This is a genomic window from Pseudomonas sp. PDM01 (assembly GCF_014852325.1).
GTDB lineage: Bacteria > Pseudomonadota > Gammaproteobacteria > Pseudomonadales > Pseudomonadaceae > Aquipseudomonas > Aquipseudomonas migulae.
The window spans coordinates 241,999-266,114 of the sequence record NZ_JACVBK010000008.1 but is presented as its reverse complement, the minus strand read 5'-3'; the positions used below and the strand labels follow the sequence as shown (position 1 = coordinate 266,114).

Here is a 24,116-nt window from a genome sequence, read left to right as displayed (position 1 = left end):
TCCGTCGATGGACCCTGCCTCCCTTTCCCGTCAGTTGCAGATCAGCGCGCGGGCGTAATGCTTTGTACCTGCGGCGAACCATTCACCCGCACCTGCAACGCCGGGTCTTGCGCCATCGGACCGGGCGCCGGCCAGCGCATGATCGCGCCCGGCAGCACATAACCGAGCAGGCCTTCCACCAGAGGTTTTGTCTGGCCTCCCTGCTTCAGCGCCACGTCCGTCAACCGCGCATGCACCGCCCCCTGATTGCGAACTTCCACATAAGGGCGACCGTCCACCGCCACCGTGCGCCAGCTCAAATCCGGCAGCCCCGCGCCTTTGGGATCACGCTTGCGACTGGTGTCTTCCTTGCTCCACAGCCCCGCGCCGTAAGCAAACAACGGCACCGAATAACGCATCTGGAACCGAATGGCCGCCGCCGTCTTGCCACTTTCGCCGGAGGGCGGGGTGGCCGAAGGGATTTCATCGATGATGATGCGATAAGCCAGTTCCTGCCCCGGTGGGATCTCCCGGGTACGGGTCAGGCGCACCAGTTGTTTCTGGCCCGGTTCGATTTTCGCCACCGGCGGGCTGCCGATCACGTCGCGCTGGTTCTGGTATTGGTCGTTGAAACCGCTTTGGCTCCAGGCGAACACCCGGATCTGCAAATTCGCAGTCTCGTTGCCTCGGTTTTCCAGCCACAAGGCACTGGCCTGCTGATCGGCCTCCAGCACGGGATCGATCGGCCAGATCAGCACCGAACTGGCCGCCTGCACCTTGACCGCCCCCAACAGCAGCATCGCCAACACTGCCTGACGCACAACAGAATGCCGCCGCGCGGGTAAATCCATTTGCCTACTCCTTGTGCCTGTCAGGCCCGATCAAAAACGCCGCGTTACCACGACAGCTGCACTTGCAGCACATCGCTGTAGGTCCCCCCAGGCTGATTGCCCGGTAACAGCACCTGACCGTAAATCGGCAGGCGGATGTTGTTTGCGTCCGTGTACGCCACCGCGACGCTCTGGCCGATCCCCAGGCTTTGGCTGTAAGCCGCGTCGCGAAACAGCTGGTACGAAACGCGGTTGCTGCCGGTGGTCAGCTGCAGGTGTCGCCCGCTGCTGTTGTACTGACCGCCATCGACGGTCATGTTCATGGTCACGCCCGGTGTGCATTGCAGCTGTACATCCCCCGTCAGGGCCACTTGCACCGTGCCGGTGGCCAGCGCCGATTGGCTGCCGTAATTCAGGCTGCCGTAGTTCGACACCCCGCCGACCACCAGACAACCCGCAGTGACCGTGGCGCTGACCAGGAAACTCTGGCTGGTCACCGCTGCCAGCGGCAACGGCACACCGGCCGCGCACAACAGCGCCATCGCTGCCCATCCATGGCGGTTCATCGCCCTAGAACGTCAGTTCGACGGAAATCGTGTCGCTGTAAGTACCCGCCGGCAGCCCGGCCTTGCCCTTCGCCTGACCGTAGATGTTCACGGTCTGCGCCACGCCGGTGCTGGGGTCAAGGTTGATCACCCCGTCAATGGCTAAAAGCTGCGAGTGCCCGGAATCGGTGTACAAGTCGTACGGCACGTAGTTGGCGACACCGTCGTACAGCGCGCGAGAACCGCCCGCCGACAGTCCGTCATGGGCACCGGCACGCACCTTGACCGTTGGCGTGGTGCCGCTGGAGCAAAGGATCGACAGCGCCACACCACCGCCCATGACTTGTGCATCTTTCGTGGTGAACAGGCTGTTGTCGGTGCCGAAGTTCAAGGCACCAAAGTTCAGCCCGCTGGAGCCACCCGCACCATTTACCTGACAGCTGCTGATCAGAATCAGGCTGGCAGAGATCTGGCCGGTGACCGTGGTGGCCGCCTGCGCGCCGGACACCAGCGTCAGGCCAAGCAGTGACAAAACTATCCTTGATACGAGCATGCGCATGGTGTCCGTCCTCTACGGGTTTACCAATCGAGCGTCACGGTCAGGGTGTCGGTATAGACCCCGGCCGGTATCGCGCGGGTATTCGCCACCACCGAGCCAAACACCGGAATCGGTATCTGGGCCCCGCTGGTGACGGCGAAGTTGTGTTGTTGGCCGATGCTGTAGCTCTGGCTTCCGGATGCATCGAGGAACAATTGATAAGGCAGGGTCTGGCTGCCGTTGCTCAGGCGCCGGGTGGTGCCGTCACCATGGGTGCCGCCATCGATGGTGACGGTGAAGCCGGTGACCGAAGGGGTGCAGGCGACGTTCAATCTGCCGCGACCGTCAGCACCGAGGCGGGCTTTGATCGGGTTGGTCCAGGTCGGGCCTTGCTGGCCGAAATCCAGCGTGCCGAAATCACTGACCGGGCTGCCGCCATTGGTCACTTCACAACCGGCGATGATGATCAGTCGCGCATGGATCTGCCCGCTGATCGCCGCTTGCGCGCCCCCCGTCAGCAATACCCCTGCACCCACGGCCATCAATATCCAGAGTTTGCTTGTCATAACGCCAATCCCAATTCCATCAGGACTCCAGAACCCAGGCGCACAACGAGGAGCGCCCCCTTCCCTGCGCCAGCCGAATCCATTGGCGGCAGTTACACAGTTGCCGCTACCAGGTGACGGTCACTTTCAACAGGTCGGAATAGCGACTGACCCGGGGAATTTCCGCCAGCGGTTCGATGCGTGCATACAACGGTAAATCGACTGAACCGGTATCCGGCACACGGCCGCTCACCGGGACGTCCACCGCCAGCGGGATCAACCGCGCGGGGTCCTGATAGAGCCGATAGGGAATGGGTTTGCTGCCGGCGGAACCGGCCATGTAGCGCGTGTCACCGACGCCACCGTGCAGGCCGCCGTCGACCCGGAGTTGATAAGGGGTGTCGGGATTGCATTCGAGACGGGGCAGGCGCTCGTTCATCAGCGCCGCCGCCAAAGGCCCGGCGGGATCGTCCAGCCGCGCGGTATTGCCGAAGTCCAGCACCCCCAGTTGCTCGACGCCCGCTGTGCGTTGCTGGCCAACCACCTGACAACCGCGCAGCACGTCGACACGCACGTGCACCTGAAGTTCTGCGGCCGACACTTGCGCACTGAGCATCACGCCCAAGACTGCACATGCAATGATTCCATTCACGGCCGATTCCTTGTGGGGGGGCTTCTAAAAATGCAGGTTAGCAACGCCCCGAGGATTTTCCAGTGGCCCGAAAAAATTGGATCCGCCGAAGGAATGAGCTTTTATGTCGAATTGCTGGCAAAACCCCACAACCCCTACGCCCTACAAGCTGTACACACCGCACAATTCTGTCCAATTACACCCCACGCCCGTCGACACAACTGGAAGCAAATTTCCCCATTTGGTTACACTAGGCCGCCGCAGCTCGGGGAGCCTGCCTGACGATTACGGGGTGACACAGTGGCCGTTCGACCGCCCAACCGTTCGCGATTCACACCACGCTGGCCCGCGCTGCGCCGTCTCTTCGGCAAGGCATCGACCACCTCCGCCGCTCATTCAGCGATGGGGCGCGTGGTCCACGACTATTTCCGGCACAAGGCCCACGCACAGGGTTACACCCTCAGCCACAGCCAGCAGCGCGTGGTCGACTGCATGGCGCAGCACGCCGCGGCACTGCTCGGCACTTCGGCGAAAACGCTGCCGGGCCTGTATCTGTACGGCGCCGTGGGGCGTGGCAAGAGCTGGTTGCTCGACGGCTTTTTCCAGGCGCTGCCGATCGCGGAAAAACAGCGCCTGCACTTCCACGAGTTTTTCGCTCGACTGCACCAAGGCATGTTCAGTCATCGCGATCACCCGGATGCGCTGGCGACGACGCTCGACGACTTGCTGAACGATTGCCGGGTGCTGTGTTTCGACGAGTTTCACGTCCACGACATCGGCGACGCGATGCTCATCGCGCGGCTGTTCAAGGCTCTGTTTCGCCGAGGCATTCTGCTGCTGGTGACCTCCAATTACCCGCCTGAGGGCTTGCTGCCAAACCCGCTCTACCACGCGCGCTTCAAACCGGTGATCGACCTGATCAATGCGCGCATGCAAGTCATGGAAGTCGGCGGCCCGCACGACTATCGCAGTCAGGCGAGAACCCACGCCCAGCAGTTGTTTACCCAGGGTCACTACGTCTGGCCGGCTACGCTGGCGCAACGTCAGGCACTGAACCTGCCCGAGCCCGATGCGCCGTCCATTCCTTTGCCCGTCGGCAACCGGCATCTCCCAGCCCGATATTGCGCAGGACGCACCATCGGTTTCACCTTCGGCGATCTGTGCGACCACCCCACGGCGGTCATGGATTACCTGGAGCTGTGCCGACGTTTCGACCACTGGATCATCGACAAACTGCCCAACCTCGCCGACTGCTCGATTGCCGCGCAGCAGCGTTTCATCAATCTGGTGGACGTTCTGTACGACCAGGACAAGCACCTGATCCTGCTCGGCCACCGCTCGTTGCGCGAAAGCCTGGGCGGCGATGCCATCGACCTGGCGCGCACCCGCAGTCGATTGGGACAGTTGATGGAAGTCAGAGAACCGGCCTGAAAACCGGATTGGCGGTGCAGCATCTATCGCTTTCGTCGGATCGCCGCCATCGCGAGCAGGCTCGCTCCCACAGTTGACCGCGTACATCCAGATAACTTGGTCTAATGTGGGAGTGAGCCGGCTCCGGGCGGCGTTCCGACGATGGCGGTCTGACAGCCACCCGGGTTTTACCGCTATCATGTCGCCCTTCATCGGGCCTCGCGCCCTACCTTCGATCAATAGCGAATCTGATCATGGATACCCTTGCCCAACTGCGCGCCGGCCTGCTGGCTGGCACCACTCGCCTGGACCTGGCCGCCGACCTGACGGAGTTCCCCCGGGAAATCCTCGACCTGGCGGATTCGCTGGAGGTGCTCAACCTCAGTGGCAACGCGTTGCGCAGCCTGCCGGACGACTTTCATCGCCTGACCCGTTTGCGCGTGTTGTTCTGCGACCGCAACCAGTTCAGCGAACTGCCCGCCTGCCTCGGCCAGTGCCCGGCACTGACCATGGTCGGTTTCAAGGCCAACCGCATCGAAACCGTACCGGGCGCCGCGCTGCCGCCGTTGTTGCGCTGGTTGATCCTGACCGACAACCGCATCAGCGAATTGCCGACCGAGCTGGGTGAACGTCCGTATCTGCAAAAACTGATGCTGGCCGGTAACCGCCTGCGGTGCTTGCCCCAGAGCCTGAGCAATTGCCATCGCCTCGAGCTGACCCGCATCGCCGCCAACCAGTTGACCGAGTTGCCATCCTGGTTGCTGACCCTGCCGAGCCTGACCTGGCTGGCCTATGCCGGCAATCCGCTGGAAACCGAAGCCGATGCCGCCGCGCTCGATGCCACGCCGACGATTCCCTGGTCTCAGCTGAGCCTTGAACAGAAGCTGGGCGAAGGCGCTTCCGGCGTCATTCATCAGGCGTTGTGGAAGCAGGCAACGCCGGTCGCGGTCAAACTCTACAAGGGCGAAATGACCAGCGATGGCTCGCCGCTGCATGAAATGAACGCCTGCATCACCGCCGGCCTTCACCCCAACCTGATCCGGGTCGAAGGACGGATTGTCGAGCATCCGCAGGCCCAGGCCGGGTTGGTCATGGAGTTGATCGACCCGAGCTATCGCAACCTCGCCGGGTTGCCGAGCCTGGAATCCTGTAGCCGCGATGTCTACGCCAGCGATACCCGGTTCAGCGCCGACGTGGCCTTGCGAATCGCCTGTGGCATCGCGTCGGTGGCCGAGCATCTGCACCGCCAGGGCATCACCCACGGCGACCTCTATGGCCACAATATTCTATGGAACGAGCACGGCGATTGCCTGTTGGGGGACTTTGGCGCAGCGTCTTTCCACGCGACCGAGGACAGCCTTGAAACCCGTGCATTGCAGCGGATCGAGGTGCGCGCGTTTGGCGTTCTGTTGGGGGAGTTGCTGGAGCGGATCGACTCGGGGTTGAGTGATCAGGCGCGCGTGAAGCTGGAGGATTTGCAGCAACGTTGCTGCCAGCCGAAAGTGCTGGCGCGGCCGGGGTTCAGCGAGATTGTGCGGGAATTGAACAATCGGTGACCGCTGCGCGGTCAATCGCTAGCAGGCTAGCTCCCACAATTGACCGGTGTTCACAATCCAGTGTGGGAGCTAGCCTGCTAGCGAAGGCGGTATCACTGATGCAACAAATTACCCAGCCAACCCGACAAACATGTCCTGCACATCATCGTGGTTGTCGAGGCCTTCCAGGAACGCTTCAACCTCAGCCATCTGCTCGTCGCTCAGGCCGCTGACCGGGTTCTTCGGCTTGTAGCCCAGCTTCGCCGACAACACGGTGAAACCCTGCTCAGGCAAGGCTTTCTGCACCGAATCGAGATCGGTCGCTTCGGTGATGAACAGGGTGGCGCCGTCATCCGCAGGTTCGAAATCCTGTGCGCCGGCTTCGATAGCGGCCATTTCCGGATCGGCATCCGGGCTGTCCGGGGACGCCTCGATCATGCCCACATGGTCAAAGTCCCACGCAACGGAACCGGAGGCGCCGAGCTGGCCCTTGCGGAACGCGACGCGGATTTCAGCGACGGTGCGGTTGATGTTGTCGGTCACGCATTCAACGATCAGCGGCACCTGGTGCGGCGCGAACCCTTCGTAAGTCACGCGATGGTATTGCACGGTTTCGCCGAGCTGGCCGGAGCCCTTCTTGATCGCACGTTCCAGGGTTTCGCGGGGCATCGACGCCTTTTTTGCCTGTTCGACCACCAGACGCAGGTGTGCGTTGGTGGCGGTATCGGCACCGTTACGCGCAGCAATGGTGATTTCTTTCACCAGTTTGCCGAAGATCTTGCCCTTGGCGTTGGCTGCCGCTTCTTTGTGTTTAACCTTCCACTGTGCGCCCATTACTCACTCTCTTATCTATGGCGCCGAGACATCTATTGGCCGACGCTTTGCGCAAGTTTATACGGCCTAAAGTTGGCAATCGACCAAAAAATCCATCCTGTCGAATCGACTTCTTCACCGCTGGTTGTAGGGCGATTCTGAAACGTCGATTTGCGGTGACCATAAAGGGCCACGGTTTCGTACCCTTTGTGCCCGTACTCCCTGGCAGAAGCGCGATCGATGCACAACGACAAGGAAAGTCCCTTCACCCTGACACTGCTGGACGCCGATTTGAGTTGGCAGGTGGTTCAGTTCAGTGGCCATGAAGCGCTCAACCAGCCCTATCGATTCGATATCGAAGTGATCGGCCTGTCACCGGCGATGAGCCCGGATCGCCTGTTGCAACAACCGGTGTTCCTCAACCTGACGCAAGACCTTGGCATTCATGGCGTCGTCCACAGCGCCAGCCACGAACATCGTGGCCCGCACTGGGTCGGGTACAGGCTGGTGGTGGTGCCCTGGCTGCAAAACCTCGACCGGCAGCGTTGCCGCCGGGTGTTTCATCAACTCAATGTGCCAGCGATCCTGCGCCAGTTACTCGCAGAAAACTCAGTGCCCGAAGACAGCTATCGTTTTGAGCTGCCGAACGGACGTTATCCCGCCAGGCCGTTTTGCATTCAGTTTGACGAGAGCGACCTGACGTTCCTGCAACGTCTGTGCGAAGAAGAAGGCATCCACTATCACTTCGAACATCAATGCGACGGCCATGTGCTGGTGCTCGCGGATGACTGCCTGAGTTTCCCCCAGGAACCGCTGCTGACGCCGTTTCATGGCGACACACCCGGGCACGCGAGCGGGCCGGTGATCAACGAACTGTTCCAGCGGCATACCTCGCCGCCACTCTGCGCGCACCCCGCCCCGCCACCGCTCGATCGCGAACGGCTCAGCCGCCGAATACTCGAGCGCTTGCGCTGTCTGCATCGGCAGATACAGGGTCAAAGCAATCACAGCGAATTGCGCAGCGGACGCATCGTGCAAGTGTCGGAACATCCGTTGCAGAACTTCAACGATCAATGGCTGCTGACCGAGCTCCGTCATCAGGGACAGCAACCGTCGATTCTCGCCCCGGCCACCAGCGACATGAGCCGGCGTTACAGCAATCAGTTCACCGCAATCCCGTGGTCAACGGTGTTCCGCCCCGCGCTGACACACGCCAGGCCCGGCATTCCGGGCTTCCAGACCGCGCGGGTGCTCGGCCCGGTCGGCCAGCCTGCGGTGCTGGATGAACAAGGCCGGATACAGGTCAGGTTGTGGCCCACCCCGGAGTCCGATGACGATGAATCCCCCGGCCTTTGGCTGCCCCTGGCTCTCGCAACAGCGGACGGTCGGATCGATCCGTCGAAGCTGCCGGTCGCCGGCACCGAGGTGCTCATCAGTTTTCTCGACAGCGATCCAGACCGCCCGGTGTTGTGCGCGACAGCGAGCCATCCGCCAACGCCTCGAACCACCCGCCAACCACGCGGCGATGACCGGCTGCTGCTTGATTGGCTGATCAACCGTCAGGCCTGATCAGCCCTTGTCCGCCTTGCCCGCTGCCGCCGCGAATTTCGCCAGGCGCACGTCCAGATGCCGTGGCCGACGCCCGTGATCTTCGGCGCGCTCCTTGCGGCGGATGGCGTTGCGCACCATCAGCGAACCGAGGTAGCGAATCGGCTCCGGCGGAAAGAATCCCAACGGACCGTTGACCAGCGGTGAACGGGTCCAGGCATTGTCGAGCCCCTGAACCATCGAAGCGAGAATCTGCCCGCCCATGTGACAGGGCCCGACCCCGCTGCCGGAATAACCGAAGCCGTAGAACACATTCCCGTGGGCGCTCATCTGGCCGAAGAACGGTAAACCGGTGACCGAGCGATCCGATGGTCCGTTCCACGTCGCTTCGACTTTGACCTCGGCAAACGCCGGAAAAAACTCGCTGAGACTGTGCTGCAACAGGCCTGCATAGGGCGACGGCTGATCGAACACCGGCAGCATCCGGCCACCGTAGGCGAACGTGTTGCCGCCCTTGCCGAGCATGATCCGGCCGTCCGGGGTGTTGTGGTAGTAGTGCACGAAAATCCGTGAATCGAGCACCGTGACACCGCTGGTCAAACCGATCTGGTCGAGCAGGTCCGGCCGTGGTTCGGTGATCAGCATGTCGCTGGAGACAATCGCCACACTGCGCTCGAACTGCGGGAACGCGCGGGCCATCCACGCGTTCATCGCCAGCACCACCCGGTCCGCGCGGACAGTGCCGTGCGAGGTCTGGATCCCTGCCGGTTTGCCCTCCTCCAGTCCGGTCATCGCGGTGTTCTCATGAATCCTCACGCCCAACTGCAACGCCACCCGGCGCAAACCGCGCACCAGTTTGCCCGGTTGCACGCTGGCGGCGGCCGGTGAGAACCAGCCTTCCAGGTGTTTTCGGGAACCGGCCATGCGCTGCACATCCGCCACCGGCCGTTGCGTGAACGAGTTGATGCCGTGGCGTTCGAGCGCTGCGATCACCGCGTCGGTCGAGCCGCATTGGGCGCGGTTGGTCGCGGTGTAGAGCGTGCCGTCGAGGCGGTAATCGGCGTCCACGCCGTACTGTTCGCAGAAGGTGCCGATCGCATGAATACTGCGCTCGGATTCCTTGACCAGCCGCACCGCCTCTTCGACACCGAACAACCTTTCCAGGGTGAAATACTTGGCCGACCACGACAGCGCACAACCGCCGTTGCGGCCGCTGGCGCCGGCACCGCAGATGTCGGCTTCGATCAGCAACACATCCAGTTCCGGGTTCTGCTCCTTGAGCATGATCGCAGTCCACAAACCGGTGTAGCCACCGCCGACGATGCAGACATCGGCGCGGGTGTCGCCGGGCAAAGGTTCGCACGGCGCGCACGACTCAGCCGCCAGCGCCTGTTCCAGCCAGAAAGGTCTCATCGGTATTTCCTCAGGTACGCAGGGGTTTGACGCTCATCGGCCGGTTCGGCACGAATGCAGTTTCGCCACGCAGGCCAGCCGGGCGGCTATTCCAGTAGGGGATCAGCACCAGCGCTGAAAACAAGGCGCAACCGGCGAAGATAATGAACACGGTGACCGAGTCGAAGTAGCCCGGCAGCAAACCGCCGAGAATCGCCCCGACCGAGCCGCAACCATTGACGAAGCCCGCCGACGTGGCGCCGGCCTTGGCGGTGCCGAAATCGATGGCCGCCGCGCCGCTGATCATCGAGTCCGGTCCGTACAGGGTCAGGCCCATCACGAACAGCAGCGCCACCACCAGCATCACACTGCCGGTGTGCAAGGCGCCCATGAACAACGCCAGCGAAACGGTCAACGCAAGCAAACTGATCACGCAGGCCGGCATGCGTCGGGCGCCGAACAGTTTGTCCGAGGCCAGCCCGAGCAGGATCGGTCCGAGCAACCCGGCCAGTTCGAACGCCGTCGGGATGATCGCCGCACCGACCTTGCCCACGGTCGGCATCTGCTCGAAAACGATCACCGGCCCCCACAACAGAATCGCGTAGCGCGCCGGTTTCAGCAGGAAGTACGCGAGCCCGAGAACCAGCACCGTGCGGTTGCGCAGGATTTCCTTCAGCGGTTCCAGCACGCTGATCTTGCTTTGCGCATGCGCCTCTTCGGCGGTCATCTCTGGTTCCGGTTCGATCGCTGGCAAGCCAACGTCTTGCGGTTTGTTGCGTTGCAAAATAAAAAACAGCACGGCGACCAGCCCAACCACCGCCGCACTGGAAAAGAACGCCGCATGCCAGCTGCCGATGAGCGTGTACGCCCACCAACCGGCAAACGGCGATGCCACGAGCCCGCCAAAGGCATAGCAGGAACTCCATAAACCCAGCACTCGCCCGCGCTGTTCGGCGGGGAAGAAACTGCCGATGTTCTTGCACAGCCCCGACCATCCGGTGGACTGGGCCAGCCCTTGAATCAGCATGCAGGTGGCGAAAATCGGTAACGTTGCGAAACTGCCCATCACCAGCGCAGCCGCAGCGGAAATCAGCAAGCCGCCGAGCACCACGACCCGTGGGCCAAAGCGGTCGGCGAGGATGCCCCAGGTGAATTGGCCGATGGCGTAGGCCGCGAGGTAGATGGCGTCGAGGTTGGCCATGGCCATTTTGTCGAGCATGAAGGTGGGGTCTTCGGCGATCCCCAGTTTGGCCACGGAAAAGGCTTTGCGGGTGAAGTAGAAAGCGGCGTAGGCGAGCCAGGTGATCGCGAAGATCTGCACGCGCCAACGCTTGATGGTGCCGATGTGCTTGTTCATTGTGGTTCTGACCTCAGGGTGTGAGTGTGCCGGCAGAATTGGAAGAAAACGCCTGTGTTTTTATTGTTGAGCACTGCGATATCGCTGCGTCCCTTTGGCGATACCGGTCAGATGAGTCCTGCAATTGCACGCGCAGGCTCATGGTCACGGAGGCTGTTCGACTGACCAGTCACCGCGACTGGAGCCGATAAAAACAATTACTGATTAATAAGTGAAATCGATTTATCGTATTTCCAATATAAGCTCAGCTTGTTACTGGAGGTTTCGATGTCGGTTTCCCACGCCCAGCTCAAAGCCTTCCATGCCGTGGCGGTTCACGGAAGCTTCACCAAAGCCGCCGAGCGGCTTTTTCTCACGCAACCGGCGATTTCCGACCAGGTGCGCAAGCTCGAAGAGCGCTTCGGGGTATTGCTGTTCCACCGCAACAAACGGTCGGTGCGCCTGACCGATCTGGGTGAACGCTTGTTGAGCATTACCCAGCGATTGTTCGTCATCGAAGCCGAGGCGCAGGAGTTGCTTCACGACTCGCAGGCGTTGCAGACCGGCAGCCTGATTCTGGCGGTGGACGCCCCGGTGCACGTACTGCCGCAGATTGCGCGGTTCTGCGAGCGCTACCCCGGCATCAGCGTGAAGATCGAAACCGGCAACACTGATGAATCGCTGTTTCGGCTGTTCAACTATCAGGCTGACCTGGCGTTGCTCGGGCGCGATGTCAGCGATGAACGATTGATCTCGCTGCCGCTGCGCAATGACCCGATGGTGGCGTTTGTTTCGCGCAATCATCCGTGGGCCGACCGCGAGTCGATCTGCCTCGCGGACCTCGACGATACGCCACTGGTGCTGCGGGAAATCGGCTCGGTGACGCGCCAGACGCTGGAGGAGGAAATGGCCGGTGCCGGGTTTCGGATTCGCCCGGCGATTCAGGTCGAAGGCCGGGAGGCGGCGCGTGAGGCGGTGGTCGTGGGGATTGGGGTGGGGGTGGTCTCGGCGGCGGAGTTTGGTGCGGATTCGCGGGTGTGTGCGCTGCCGATTACCGACTGCAAGCGGCGGCTGACGGAAACGCTGGTGTGTTTGCGCGAGCAGAGTTCGCGACGGGTGGTGGCGACGTTTCTGGAGATGGTGCGCGAGAGTCTGGTGTAGGCAGGTCTGGCCCCTTCGCGGGCAAGCCTCGCTCCTACAAGGTCGTATGCAATCTGTAGGAGCGAGGCTTGCCCGCGAAGGCCGCACCTCGGTCTAACTGACCGGCGCCAAATCGAAAAACGCCTGAATCAAGCGCAAATCCCGCCGCCGCTCCATGCACCCGATCATGTGCCGGTTCACCAACCCCTCGCCAATAATCGGCACCGCCGCCACCCGCGGGTCGTGGCTGACCTCCACCGACGACACCACGCCAACCCCCAACTGCGCCGCGACGGCCTCGGTCACCGCCTCGCGACTGTCCAGTTCCAGCAACACCCGAGGGCTCACCTTCGCCTGGGCGCAAGCGTCATCGAACGTGCGTCGGGTAATCGAACTCGGTTCGCGCAACACCATGATGACCTGATCCAGTTCCTTCAGCGGCACCCCTTTCGAACGCTGCGCCCAAGCATGCCCCTCAGGCACCAGCGCACAAATCCGCGACTCGCTCAGCGCCTGCAAATGTAAACCCTTGCGCGGCTCAACCTCGGTCAGCACCGCCACATCGGCATGTTCCGACAACAGCGCCGCCAGGGTTTCCTGCGCATTGCCCAGGCGCAGGTTCACGGTGATCCCCGGATACCGAGCGCGCAGGCTCGCGAGCATCGGCATGACCATGTGCGGCCCATCCGCCGCCACTTCCAGACGCCCGGTGAGCAATTGCCGATTGGCCTCCAGCATCACTTGCGCTTCTTCGGCCAGACCAAACATCGCCCGGGTGATCGCAGCGAGTTTGGTGCCCTCCTCCGTCAGTTCGACCCGCCGCGCGGTGCGCCGCAGCAAGGTGATCTGGTAGTGCTCCTCCAACGCCTTGATGTGCCCGGTGACCGCCGGTTGGCTGATGAACAGCCGCGTGGCGGCCCGGGTAAAGCTGCCCTCGCGGGCCACCGCATCGAAGGCGCGGAGCTGGAACAGGTTCATGAATAACCCTCACTGATGGCTGGCATAACAATAAACAATTTGATTGATAGCACGGCAAATTGCAATTTAAGCCCCGTAGCTTCATCCCATCGATTGCGAGGACACGAGAATGAGTACTGCCGAACCCATCCTGCTCACCCCCGGCCCGTTGACGACGTCGGCCCGCACCCGTCAGGCGATGATGGTCGACTGGGGTTCATGGGATGACCGCTTCAATCAACTGACCGCCAGCCTCTGCGAGCAACTGCTGGCGATCATCAACGGCGGCGACAGTCACCACTGCGTGCCCCTGCAAGGCAGCGGCACCTTCGCCGTCGAAGCGGCAATCGGCACGCTGGTGCCTCGCGACGGCAAAGTCCTGGTGCTGATCAACGGTGCCTACGGCAAACGCCTGGCGAAAATCTGCGAAGTGCTCGGCCGATCCTTCAGCACCTTTGAAACCGCCGAAGACGAACCGACCACCGCCGCTGACGTAGACCGTCTGCTGCGGGCCGATGCCAGCATCACCCACGTCGCGCTGATCCACTGCGAAACCAGCACCGGCATCCTCAACCCGCTGCCGGAAATCGCCCAGGTCATTGCGCAACACGGCAAACGCCTGATCATCGACGCCATGAGTTCCTTCGGTGCGCTGCCGGTGGATGCGCAACAGGTGCCGTTCGACGCGCTGATCGCCGCCTCGGGCAAATGCCTGGAAGGCGTACCGGGGATGGGGTTTGTCTTCGCTCGCAAAGACGCGCTGGCAAATGCCGCCGGCAACTCGCATTCGCTGGCGATGGACCTGTTTGACCAGCACACCTACATGGCCAAGACCGGCCAATGGCGCTTCACCCCGCCAACCCACGTGGTCGCGGCGCTGCACGAAGCCCTGCTGCAATACAACGAAGAAGGCGGTTTGCCGGCGCGGCATCAGCGTTACGCCGACAACTGCAAAGTGTTGCTCGATGACATGGCCGGACTCGGCTTGCGCAGCTTCCTGCCTGCCGCGATCCAGGCGCCGATCATCGTCACTTTCCACGCACCGAAAGACCCGCGTTACCAGTTCAAGGAGTTCTACGAACGCGTCAAGGCCAAGGGTTTCATCCTCTATCCCGGCAAATTGACCCAGGTCGAAACCTTCCGCGTCGGCTGCATCGGCCACGTCAACCAGGCCGAGATGCACGCGGCGGTGGCGGCGATTGCCGAAGTGCTGCGCGAGATGGAAGTGCTCGAAATCTGAACCACAGACACCGCCGTCCCTGTAGGAGCGAGGCTTGCCCGCGAACACAGGCGACGCGGTCTGTCCGACAAACCTCGTCATCGTTCTTCGCGGGCAAGCCTCGCTCCTACAGGATCAAAAAAATGAACTATGCAAACCCAACCAAACTGCAAGCCGCCATCCTCGACTGGGCCGGCACCGTGGTCGACTTCGGCTCCTTCGCCCCAACCCAGATTTTTGTCGAAGCCTTCGCCGAATTCGACGTCCAGGTGTCCATCGAAGAAGCCCGTGGCCCGATGGGCATGGGCAAGTGGGATCACATCCGCACCCTGTGCGATCAGCCGGCCGTCGCCGAACGTTATCGCAAGGCCTTCGGCCGCACGCCGACCGACGATGACGTCACTGCGATTTACCAACGCTTCATGCCGCTGCAAATCGAAAAAATCGCCGAGCACTCGGCGCTGATCCCCGGCGCGCTGGAGACCATCGCCAACCTGCGTGCGCAAGGGATCAAGATCGGCTCCTGCTCCGGCTACCCGAAACAGGTCATGGACAAAGTGGTCGAACTCGCCGCCACCAACGGCTACGTCGCCGATCACGTGGTCGCCACCGACGAAGTGCCCAACGGCCGTCCATGGCCGGCTCAGGCACTGGCCAACGTGATCGCCCTGGGCATCGACGATGTCGCCGCGTGCGTGAAGATCGACGACACCGTGCCAGGCATTCTTGAAGGTCGTCGCGCCGGCATGTGGACCGTGGCGCTGATCTGCTCGGGCAACGCGCTGGGCCTGGACTACGAAGGTTATCGCGCCCTCGGCAGTGACGAGCTGGACAGCGAACGCAAGCGTATCCACGCACTGTTCGAAGGCTCGCGCCCGCACTACATGATCGACACCATCACCGATTTGCCGGCCGTGATCGCCGACATCAACCAGCGCCTGGCCAACGGCGAGATGCCGCAAACCAACTGATCCCCCCAAAGCACCACGTTCCCCTGTAGGAGCGAGGCTTGCCCGCGAAGGCGTACTATCTGCCGACATCCATGTTGAATGTTCAGACGCCTTCGCGGGCAAGTCGGATCGCCGCACCGCTCGCTCCTACAGGGGGAATTGTGTTTTTTTGCTCAATCACCTGACTTAGAGCATTGAACCGCCAATGGCTTGAGGCAAACCGTGCGAAACAGGCTTACAGTTAACGCACACCGTCAACCAAGAACGGTGGCCTGACCCGACCTGTGAGGAACGCCGTATGCCCTGGAAAAACTCCGACTCACGCTACAGCACCGTGTCGATCACGCTGCATTGGTTGATGCTGGTGTTACTCGCGGTGGTTTACGCCAGCATCGAATTTCGCGGAATCTTTCCCAAAGGCAGTGGTGGCCGAACGCTGATCGTTGAAGCGCATTTCATGCTCGGTCTGACGGTGTTTGTGCTGGTGTGGTTGCGGCTGTTCGCGCGCAGCCTCGGCCCGGCGCCGCAGATCTTCCCCGCTTCGCCGCACTGGCAGACCGTGCTGGCCAGATTGATGCACTGGGCGCTGTACCTGTTCATGATCGCCATGCCGATTCTGGGTTGGCTGGTCACCAGCGCCAAGGGGCATCAGGTGATGTTCTATGGCATTGATCTGCCGATGCTGCTGTCAGAGGACAAGGAGTTGGCCAAGCAAATCGAAGGCTGGCATGTACTCGGCGGCACCATCGGTTACTGGCTGATCGGGCTGCACGCCGTGGCGGGGATTTATCACCACTATGTGGTGGGCGACAACACCCTGCTGCGGATGATGCCCAAGCGCGTAAACCGCAATTCCTGAAAACAACGCCCTCCCCTGTAGGAGCGAGGCTTGCCCGCGAAGAACGATGACGAGGTTTGTCGGACAGACCGCGTCGCCTGTGTTCGCGGGCAAGCCTCGCTCCTACAGGGGTATGAGTTGCGACGAAAATCCGCGGCGGCCCTGCAAGCCGCCGGTGTGGATGAAGATCAGTCGCGTACCCTGTGCGAATCGTCCGGCTTCGACTTGCTGCTTGAGCGCCAGCAGCGCTTTGCCGGTGTACAACGGTTCAAGGGGAATGCCACTGGCCTGTTCGGTTTGCGCGATGAAATCCAGTAACAGCGGATCAACTTTGGCGAAACCGCCGCGACTGGCATCCAGCAATTCGTAAACCGCATTCTGCAAGCCCGCTTCCTGCACGATCGATGCGATTTGCTGCGCCACTCCATGATCGTCGGGCACCGCCAGCGCGCCATAAACCGGATGATCCCCCGCTTCAGCCAACGCCAGGCCGGCCAGCGTGGTGCCCGTTCCGCAGGCCAGCCACCAGCCGTCGTAGTCGCTCCAGCCCAGACCGTTCAGTTGCGCGCCGACCATCGACTTCAGTTGCATGCAGCCCTTCGCCCCCGGCAAACCGCCGCCACCTTCCGGCACCGCAAACAGCTCAGGGTATTGCGCCTGCCAGGGTTCCCAGAAACCCGCATCGTGCCGCGCGCGATAGCCGCCATAACCGAGCCAGTGCAACTGCATGCCGAAGGCTTGCAAGTCGCTCACTGTGGGCGTTTCCTGTGGATGGCCGCGCAGTAAACCAACGGTCGTGAAACCGAAGCGCTTGCCGGCGGCAGCCAGTGCGTGAAGATGATTGGAGTGAGCACCGCCGAGACTGATGATGCCTTTGGCTGCGGCAAGGTCAGCCGCTTTGAGGTGTTCGATCAGCTTGAACCACTTGTTGCCGCTGATCAGCGGGTCGATCTGGTCCAGGCGCAGGATGGCGACTTCGATGCCGGTGCTTTCGAGCCAGTCGAGATGAAGGGGTTCGAGCGGGGCTTTGGGGAGCCAGTCGTTGGGCGGGAGAAGCATTGGTGCTGGCTCTGGGTAAAGAGCCGGCATATTAGCAGCCTTGAGGACGCCTTCGCGGGCAAGCCTCGCTCCTACAAGATTCGAGTTGTTCACCAAATGGTTGTTCAACGCGACTCCTGTAGGAGCGAGGCTTGCCCGCGAAGGCCATTGGCACGCTGGACCTGCTGTTAAAGCTCAGCAGCCAACCGCGAACCCTGATTGATCGCCCGCTTCGCATCCAGCTCCGCCGCCACATCCGCGCCGCCAATCAAATGCACGTTCTGCCCTGCCGCAACCAACCCGTCCTGCAATTCGCGCAACGGATCCTGCCCGGCGCAGATCACGATGTTGTCCACCGGCAGCACTTGCGGCTCGCCGGTTTCGCCGATGCGGATGTGCAAACCTTCGTCGTCGATCTTCAGGTATTCGACGCTGTTGAGCATCTGCACTTGCTTGTTCTTCAGACCGGTGCGGTGAATCCAGCCGGTGGTTTTGCCCAGGCCATCGCCGACCTTGGATTTCTTGCGTTGCAGCAGGAACACTTCACGCGCCGGTGCATGCGGCTCAGCCTTGATGCCGGCGACACCGCCACGCGCCTGAAGAAGCGTGTCGATGCCCCACTCTTTCCAGAACGCTTCACGGTCCAGGCTGGTGGCAACGCCCTGATGCACCAGGAACTCGGACACGTCGAAACCAATCCCGCCCGCGCCGATCACGGCGACCCGTTTGCCCACCGGCTTACGCTCAAGAATCACGTCCAGGTAGCTCAACACCTTGGCGTTCTCGACGCCCGGAATCGCCGGCACACGCGGCGCGATGCCGGTGGCGAGGATGATCTCGTCGTAACCGCCTTCAACCAGTTTTGCCACATCGACCCGAGTGTTCAGGCAGACCTCGACGTTGGTGGTTTGCAACTTGCGGTTGAAGTAGCGCAGGGTTTCAAAGAACTCTTCCTTGCCCGGCACGCGTTTGGCGATGTTGAACTGACCGCCGATTTCGCCGGCCGAATCGAACAGCGTCACTTGATGACCACGCTCGGCGGCCACGGTCGCGGCCGACAGACCCGCAGGGCCGGCACCGACCACGGCGATTTTCTTGATCTGCTGCACGGGCAGGTAGTTGAGTTCGGTTTCATGGCAGGCCCGCGGGTTCACCAGGCAAGTGGTCAACTTGCCGCCAAACGTGTGATCGAGGCACGCCTGGTTGCAACCGATGCAGGTGTTGATTTCATCGGCACGGCCCTCAGCGGCCTTGTTGACGAAGTCGGCGTCGGCGAGGAACGGCCGCGCCATGGAGACCATGTCGGCATCGCCTTCGGCAAGAATCTGCTCGGCGATTTCCGGAGTGTTGATGCGGTTGGTGGTGATCAGCGGAATGCTCACCGAGCCGCGCAGCTTGGCGGTGACTTTGCTGAACGCCGCGCGCGGCACTTTGGTGGCGATGGTCGGAATCCGCGCTTCGTGCCAGCCGATGCCGGTGTTGATAATGGTTGCACCGGCCTGTTCGATGGCCTTGGCCAGGGTCACGATTTCTTCCCAGCTGCTGCCGCCTTCCACCAGGTCGAGCATCGACAGGCGGAAGATAATGATGAAATTCGGGCCTACGGCTTCGCGTACACGGCGGACGATTTCCACCGGCAGGCGCATGCGGTTTTCGTAGCTGCCGCCCCAGCGGTCGGTGCGGTGGTTGGTGTGCGCCGCGAGGAACTGGTTAATGAAATAACCTTCGGAGCCCATGATCTCGACGCCGTCGTACTCGGCTGTTTGCGCCAGGGTCGAGCAGGTGACGAAATCGCTGATCTGCTTCTCGATGCCTTCCTCGTCCAGCTCTTTGGGCTTGAACGGATTGATCGGCGCCTGAATGGCGCTCGGCGCAACTTGCTTCGGGCTGTAGGCATAACGGCCGGCATGCAGGATCTGCATGCAGATCTTGCCGCCCGCCTCGTGCACCGCGCGGGTCACGATCTGATGCTTGAGCGCTTCTTCGAGGGTGGTCAGTTTGGCCGCGCCGGAATACACACCGCCTTCGTCGTTCGGGCCGATACCGCCAGTGACCATCAGGCCGACACCGCCACGGGCGCGCTCGGCGAAGAAAGCAGCCATGCGTTCAAAGCCGCCGGGCTTTTCCTCAAGACCGGTGTGCATCGAACCCATCAGGGTGCGGTTGCGCAACGTGGTAAAACCCAGGTCCAACGGAGCCAACAGGTGCGGGTAATGAGCGGCGGTCATCGGTAACTCCACAACGAGCGTTCACGGAAAAAGTGTGGGCGCTCTTTGGCGCCCCTCTGTCATGTGTAACAGACTATGAGCACTCCTCCGGCCGCTCAATGACCGAAACTGACAACTTAATGATCCAAATGCGCAACGGCCCGGGTGTCGGACGTTTGCGCCATCTCCTCTGCAATGAACGCCGGGGAGTCAGGGTGCGGCTGTCGAAAGGCAGCGCAAGTGCACTGAACCCAATGAAAATTCGTATACCATATCTCCAACTCAATCCGAACGACTGCCGCCGTGACCCTACCCAAATTCAATGCTCCAGACTTGGGCAATGCGCCTTCGACATCTGAAATCATCACCCGCCATCTGCGTGACGCCATCGTTGCCGGGCATTTCGCCGAGGACGAGCCGATTCGCCAGGACGACATCGCCCGGCAGTTCAACGTCAGCAAGATCCCGGTGCGTGAGGCCCTCAAGCGCCTGGAAGCCGAAGGCCTGGTGATGTTCCAGCGCAATCGCGGGGCGATGGTCACACGGGTGTCCGATGCCGAGCTGGCGCAGATGTTCGAAGTGCGCATGTTGCTCGAAGACAAGGTGCTTCGCCTGGCCATTCCCAACATGACCGAAGACACCTTCGCCCGGGCCGAACGCATCTGCCAGGAGTTCGTCGGCGAAGATGATGTGGGACGTTGGGCCGAGCTCAATTGGGAACTGCACGCCTGCCTCTATGAACCGGCACAACGTCCGTTTCTGGTGAGCCTGATCCGTTCGGTCAACGACAAACTGGAACGTTACCTGCGCATGCAGATGAGCCTTTCCGCAGGCAAGGAGCGCGCCGATCACGAACACCGGGAGATCCTCGAAGCCTGTCGCGCCGGTGACGTCGACCGGGCGGTGAAGCTGCTGGACGAACACATCGCCGGAGTCTGCAAAACCCTGTTCGAGCACCTGCCCCACCACCACTGACAGACCGCGACACTGTGCCGATTTCGTCATCGGCACCGGGTAAAACCATCAAGCCTGCAAGCCCCCGCACGGGCCACTCTTGCGTTCACTCATCTGAACGGACGTGGCCCACTCATGAAACGTATCACCGTGATTGACTCCCACACCGGCGGCGAACCCACCCGCCTGGTGACCTCCGGTTTTCCCGAACTGGGCACCGGCAGCATGGCCGAACGTCTTCAACGGCTGGCTGAACACCATGACCAATGGCGCACCGCCTGCGTGCTCGAACCGCGAGGCAGTGATGTGCTGGTCGGCGCACTGCTGTGCGAACCGGTTGACCCTGCGGCCTGTGCCGGAGTGATCTTCTTCAACAACTCGGGTTACCTCGGCATGTGCGGCCACGGCACCATCGGCCTGGTGGCGTCGCTTGCTCACCTGGGCAAGATCGGTCCGGGCGTGCACAGCATCGAAACGCCGGTCGGCACGGTGCAGGCAACCTTGCACGACGACCACTCCGTCAGCGTGCGCAACGTGCCGGCCTACCGTTATCGCAAAGCCGTGGCGTTGCAGGTGCCGGGAATTGGCGAAGTGGTCGGTGATATTGCCTGGGGTGGCAACTGGTTTTTCCTGATCGCCGAGCATGGTCTGCGCGTCGCCAGCGACAACCTTGATGCGTTGACCGCCTACACCTTCGCCGTGCAGCAAGCACTGGACGTTCAGGGGATACGTGGCGAAGACGGCGGGTTGATCGACCACGTCGAGCTGTTCGCCGAGGATGAACAGGCCGACAGCCGCAACTTTGTGCTCTGCCCCGGCAAGGCCTACGACCGCTCGCCCTGCGGCACCGGCACCAGTGCAAAACTGGCGTGCCTGGCGGCCGATGACAAATTGCAGCCGGGCCAGATCTGGCGCCAGGCCAGCGTCATCGGCAGCGAGTTCGAAGGCTCCTACGAACAGCACGGCGAGCGCATCGTACCGACGATTCGTGGCCGCGCCTTCATCAGCGCCGAGGCCAGCCTGATCATCGAACAGGACGACCCGTTCGCCTGGGGCATTCGTCCATGAGCCAAGGCCTGGTGGCCGATGTCATCGTGATCGGCGCCGGCATCATCGGTGCCGCGTGCGCCCAGGCGCTGGCCCGGCGTGGCTTGCGCGTGCTGGTGCTGGACGCTGGCTTGCACAGCGCGACGGCCGCCGGTATGGGCCACTTGCTGGTGCTCGACGACAACCCGGCCGAGCTGGCCCTGAGCCAATACTCGCTGCAACGCTGGCGCGAACTGGCGCCGGACTTGCCTGAAGGCTGCGCTTACCGCAGCAACGGGACGTTGTGGCTGGCAGCCAATGCCGAAGAAATGGCCGTGGCCCACAGCAAATACCTGAACCTTCAGACCCAGGGCGTTGCCTGCGAGTTGATCGCTCGTAACGCCTTGCGCGCCCGTGAACCTGAACTGCGCGAAGACCTCGAAGGCGGTTTGCTGATCAACGGCGACGGCATTCTCTACGCTCCGGCGACCGCCAACTGGATGCTCGACACCGCCGACATCGAACAACGTCGGGCGCGGGTCAGCGAGGTCGATGGCAATCGCGTGCGGCTCGATGACGGCCAGTGGTTGAGCGCTGAGGCAGTCATATTGGCCAACGGCATCCAGGCCAACGACCTGTGCCCCGAATTGCCGATCGAGCCGAAAAAAGGCCACTTGCTGATCACCGACCGCTACCCCGGCAAGGTCACCCACACGCTGGTGGAACTGGGTTATGTCACCAGCGCTCACAACGCCACAGGGCCCTCGACCGCCTGCAACATTCAGCCCCGGCCAACCGGGCAACTGTTCATCGGCGCCTCGCGACAATTCGGCACCACCGACCCGCAGGTCGAAGGCTGGATGCTCGCGAAAATGCTCAAGCGCGCCACCGAGTACATGCCGGGCCTGGCTCAGCTCAACGGCATCCGCGCCTGGACCGGTTTTCGCGCTGCCAGCCCCGACGGGCTGCCACTGATTGGTGAGCACCCATCACGCAAAGGTTTGTGGCTGGCGGTCGGTCACGAGGGACTGGGTGTCACCACGGCCCCCGGCACCGCCGATTTGCTGGTCGCGCAACTGTTCAATGAGACGCCGCCATTGGCGGCGCAAGCCTATCTGCCGCAACGTTTTCTCGGGGAGGCCGTGTATGCCTGATCTGGTCCTGGACGGCCGCACCCTGCGGGTCGCCGAAGGTACGACTGTCGCCGCGGCATTAGCCTTGGCCGACGACGGGTGTACTCGCACCTCGGTCAGCGGTCAGCGGCGCGCACCGCTGTGCGGCATGGGCATCTGCCAGGAATGCCGGGTGACCATCGACGGACGCCGCCGACTGGCCTGCCAGACGCTGTGTCATGACGGCATGCAGGTGCGGACCCGACCATGAACGAATACGCCGATTTGCTAATCATCGGTGCCGGCCCCGCCGGCATGAGCGCCGCCCTCGCCGCCGCGCCCAGTGGCGCCCGCATTATCGTGCTCGACGACAACCCGTTGCCGGGAGGCCAGATCTGGCGCGACGGGCCTCAGGCCAGCCTGCCGAATCAGGCACGGCAGATGCGCGAGCGCCTGCATGCCAACAGCAATATTCGCCACTACAGCGGCACTCGTGTGATCGCCTGTTCCGGCCCCAAACAATTGCTGGTGGAAGACGCCGATCACGGATGGCTGATCGGCTACGACAAACTGATTCTGTGCACCGGCGCCCGTGAGTTGCTGCTGCCCTTCCCCGGCTGGACATTGCCGGGTGTGACGGGGGCCGGAGGACTCCAGGCATTGATCAAGGGCGGCCTGCCGGTGCAGGACGAACGCGTGGTGATCGCCGGCAGCGGGCCGTTGGTACTGGCCAGTGCGGCCACCGCGAAACACAACGGCGCCCACGTGCTGAGCATTGCCGAGCAAGCCTCCTCGGTTGCGGTCGCCGGGTTCGCCCTGCAACTGCCACGCTGGCCGGGCAAGCTTGTGCAATCCTTCAGCCTGTTTGATCGTCATTACCGCACCGGCTCCCACGTCGTGGCAGCCTTGGGTAATGAACGGCTGGAAGGTGTGCGTCTGTGGCAACAGGGCAAAATCGTCGAACTGGCCTGTGATCGCCTGGCCTGTGGTTTCGGCCTGATTCCCAATATTCAACTCGGTCAGGCGCTGGGTTGCGCACTCGACGGCACGGCGCTCGCGGTCGATGCCTGGCAAGCCACGAGCCTTGCCGATCACTACGCCGCAGGTGAATGCACCGGTTTCGGTGGCAGTGAACTGGCGTTGGTCGAAGGTGCCATTGCCGGGCATGCCGCCGTCGGTAACACCGCAGCGGCACGCCAATTGTGGCCGCGTCGGACACGTTGGCAGGGTTTCGCCAAGGCGTTGAACAACGCGTTCAGCCTCAGCCCGCACCTCAAGTCACTGGCGCAAGCCGACACGCTGGTCTGTCGCTGCGAGGACGTGCCCTACGCGGCACTGGCCGGGCACGCTGACTGGCGTGCGGCAAAACTGGCCAGCCGCTGCGGCATGGGCGCCTGTCAGGGGCGAGTGTGTGGCGGCGCCTTGCAGTACCTGTTCGACTGGCAACCCTCGGCCCCGCGACCGCCGTTCAGCCCGGCACGTATCGAAACCCTGATGTGCCTGGAAGACACCCCGCCCGCGTAAACGCTCGCTCCGGGGTTTCGGGGGCACTGCCGAGTCTTTATGATCCCGG

23 protein-coding genes are annotated in these 24,116 nt (G+C 62.3%); 12 read left to right on the top strand and 11 right to left on the bottom strand.

Annotation, left to right across the window (positions count from 1 at the left end; all coding sequences use genetic code 11):
* Positions 1 to 41: 41 nt before the first annotated feature.
* The 5 genes from IB246_RS21105 to IB246_RS21085 all read right to left on the bottom strand — a co-directional run bounded on the left by IB246_RS21105 (position 42) and on the right by IB246_RS21085 (position 3,053).
* Complete coding sequence (locus IB246_RS21105) at positions 42 to 830, bottom strand: molecular chaperone (RefSeq protein WP_008040464.1); 789 nt, start codon at positions 828 to 830, stop codon at positions 42 to 44.
* Between the two features lie 44 nt (positions 831 to 874).
* Positions 875 to 1,375, bottom strand: coding sequence for a spore coat U domain-containing protein (locus tag IB246_RS21100; protein ID WP_032832536.1), 501 nt, complete (start codon positions 1,373 to 1,375; stop codon positions 875 to 877).
* 4 nt (positions 1,376 to 1,379) lie between these two features.
* A complete protein-coding gene (locus IB246_RS21095) occupies positions 1,380 to 1,913 on the bottom strand; it encodes a spore coat U domain-containing protein (protein ID WP_008040468.1) in 534 nt (177 codons plus the stop codon).
* A 20-nt stretch (positions 1,914 to 1,933) separates the two neighbouring features.
* Complete coding sequence (locus IB246_RS21090; protein ID WP_008040469.1) at positions 1,934 to 2,458, bottom strand: spore coat U domain-containing protein; 525 nt, start codon at positions 2,456 to 2,458, stop codon at positions 1,934 to 1,936.
* A 106-nt stretch (positions 2,459 to 2,564) separates the two neighbouring features.
* Positions 2,565 to 3,053: a spore coat U domain-containing protein gene (locus IB246_RS21085; protein ID WP_085988404.1), complete on the bottom strand. Its 489-nt coding sequence runs from the start codon at positions 3,051 to 3,053 to the stop codon at positions 2,565 to 2,567.
* A 315-nt stretch (positions 3,054 to 3,368) separates the two neighbouring features.
* Between IB246_RS21085 and zapE the strand changes: the two genes are divergently transcribed.
* The gene (gene zapE / locus IB246_RS21080; protein ID WP_032832538.1) at positions 3,369 to 4,499 is read left to right on the top strand and encodes a cell division protein ZapE; all 1,131 of its coding nucleotides are present in this window, start codon (positions 3,369 to 3,371) and stop codon (positions 4,497 to 4,499) included.
* Between the two features lie 233 nt (positions 4,500 to 4,732).
* Positions 4,733 to 6,034, top strand: coding sequence for a protein kinase (locus tag IB246_RS21075; protein WP_008040475.1), 1,302 nt, complete (start codon positions 4,733 to 4,735; stop codon positions 6,032 to 6,034).
* A 108-nt stretch (positions 6,035 to 6,142) separates the two neighbouring features.
* Here IB246_RS21075 and IB246_RS21070 read toward each other — a convergent pair whose 3' ends face one another.
* Positions 6,143 to 6,847 (bottom strand): YebC/PmpR family DNA-binding transcriptional regulator, encoded by a 705-nt coding sequence (locus IB246_RS21070; protein ID WP_008029612.1) that lies wholly within the window; start codon positions 6,845 to 6,847, stop codon positions 6,143 to 6,145.
* Positions 6,848 to 7,066: 219 nt separating this feature from the next.
* Here IB246_RS21070 and IB246_RS21065 point away from each other — a divergent pair, with 219 nt between their 5' ends.
* Positions 7,067 to 8,395, top strand: a complete 1,329-nt coding sequence (locus IB246_RS21065; RefSeq protein ID WP_008040477.1) for a type VI secretion system Vgr family protein — start codon at positions 7,067 to 7,069, stop codon at positions 8,393 to 8,395.
* On the opposite strand, the gene IB246_RS21060 is transcribed toward IB246_RS21065, so the two are convergent.
* Positions 8,396 to 9,793 (bottom strand): FAD-dependent oxidoreductase, encoded by a 1,398-nt coding sequence (locus tag IB246_RS21060; protein WP_177318181.1) that lies wholly within the window; start codon positions 9,791 to 9,793, stop codon positions 8,396 to 8,398.
* A 4-nt stretch (positions 9,794 to 9,797) separates the two neighbouring features.
* Positions 9,798 to 11,123, bottom strand: coding sequence for an MFS transporter (locus IB246_RS21055; RefSeq protein WP_008040481.1), 1,326 nt, complete (start codon positions 11,121 to 11,123; stop codon positions 9,798 to 9,800).
* A gap of 267 nt (positions 11,124 to 11,390) precedes the next feature.
* Between IB246_RS21055 and IB246_RS21050 the strand changes: the two genes are divergently transcribed.
* Entirely contained in the window at positions 11,391 to 12,263 is an 873-nt protein-coding gene (locus IB246_RS21050) for a LysR family transcriptional regulator (RefSeq protein WP_008040483.1), read from the top strand.
* Positions 12,264 to 12,356: 93 nt separating this feature from the next.
* Here IB246_RS21050 and IB246_RS21045 read toward each other — a convergent pair whose 3' ends face one another.
* Positions 12,357 to 13,220: a LysR substrate-binding domain-containing protein gene (locus IB246_RS21045; protein WP_008040484.1), complete on the bottom strand. Its 864-nt coding sequence runs from the start codon at positions 13,218 to 13,220 to the stop codon at positions 12,357 to 12,359.
* Between the two features lie 109 nt (positions 13,221 to 13,329).
* Between IB246_RS21045 and IB246_RS21040 the strand changes: the two genes are divergently transcribed.
* The 3 genes from IB246_RS21040 to IB246_RS21030 all read left to right on the top strand — a co-directional run bounded on the left by IB246_RS21040 (position 13,330) and on the right by IB246_RS21030 (position 16,227).
* Positions 13,330 to 14,439 (top strand): 2-aminoethylphosphonate--pyruvate transaminase, encoded by a 1,110-nt coding sequence (locus IB246_RS21040; protein WP_008040486.1) that lies wholly within the window; start codon positions 13,330 to 13,332, stop codon positions 14,437 to 14,439.
* A 122-nt stretch (positions 14,440 to 14,561) separates the two neighbouring features.
* Positions 14,562 to 15,389 carry a phosphonoacetaldehyde hydrolase gene (gene phnX, locus IB246_RS21035; protein ID WP_008040487.1) on the top strand — a complete coding sequence of 276 codons (828 nt, stop codon included), beginning with the start codon at positions 14,562 to 14,564 and terminating at the stop codon, positions 15,387 to 15,389.
* A gap of 277 nt (positions 15,390 to 15,666) precedes the next feature.
* The gene (locus tag IB246_RS21030) at positions 15,667 to 16,227 is read left to right on the top strand and encodes a cytochrome b (protein WP_008040489.1); all 561 of its coding nucleotides are present in this window, start codon (positions 15,667 to 15,669) and stop codon (positions 16,225 to 16,227) included.
* 102 nt (positions 16,228 to 16,329) lie between these two features.
* On the opposite strand, the gene IB246_RS21025 is transcribed toward IB246_RS21030, so the two are convergent.
* Positions 16,330 to 17,265, bottom strand: coding sequence for a 1-aminocyclopropane-1-carboxylate deaminase/D-cysteine desulfhydrase (locus IB246_RS21025; protein WP_008042598.1), 936 nt, complete (start codon positions 17,263 to 17,265; stop codon positions 16,330 to 16,332).
* Positions 17,266 to 17,432: 167 nt separating this feature from the next.
* Entirely contained in the window at positions 17,433 to 19,472 is a 2,040-nt protein-coding gene (locus IB246_RS21020; protein ID WP_008042616.1) for an FAD-dependent oxidoreductase, read from the bottom strand.
* Positions 19,473 to 19,754: 282 nt separating this feature from the next.
* Between IB246_RS21020 and IB246_RS21015 the strand changes: the two genes are divergently transcribed.
* From IB246_RS21015 to IB246_RS20995, 5 genes are all read left to right on the top strand, one after another.
* On the top strand, positions 19,755 to 20,426 hold the full coding sequence (locus IB246_RS21015) for a GntR family transcriptional regulator (protein ID WP_008029632.1): 672 nt from the start codon (positions 19,755 to 19,757) through the stop codon (positions 20,424 to 20,426).
* A gap of 114 nt (positions 20,427 to 20,540) precedes the next feature.
* Positions 20,541 to 21,473, top strand: a complete 933-nt coding sequence (locus tag IB246_RS21010) for a 4-hydroxyproline epimerase (RefSeq protein ID WP_008042617.1) — start codon at positions 20,541 to 20,543, stop codon at positions 21,471 to 21,473.
* Positions 21,470 to 22,585: an NAD(P)/FAD-dependent oxidoreductase gene (locus IB246_RS21005; protein WP_008042618.1), complete on the top strand. Its 1,116-nt coding sequence runs from the start codon at positions 21,470 to 21,472 to the stop codon at positions 22,583 to 22,585. The genes IB246_RS21010 and IB246_RS21005 overlap by 4 nt, the downstream gene beginning before the upstream one ends.
* Positions 22,578 to 22,814 carry a 2Fe-2S iron-sulfur cluster-binding protein gene (locus tag IB246_RS21000; protein WP_008042619.1) on the top strand — a complete coding sequence of 79 codons (237 nt, stop codon included), beginning with the start codon at positions 22,578 to 22,580 and terminating at the stop codon, positions 22,812 to 22,814. Before IB246_RS21005 ends, IB246_RS21000 begins: the two co-directional genes overlap by 8 nt.
* Positions 22,811 to 24,067 (top strand): FAD/NAD(P)-binding oxidoreductase, encoded by a 1,257-nt coding sequence (locus IB246_RS20995; RefSeq protein ID WP_008042620.1) that lies wholly within the window; start codon positions 22,811 to 22,813, stop codon positions 24,065 to 24,067. Before IB246_RS21000 ends, IB246_RS20995 begins: the two co-directional genes overlap by 4 nt.
* The last annotated feature ends 49 nt before the right edge of the window (positions 24,068 to 24,116 follow it).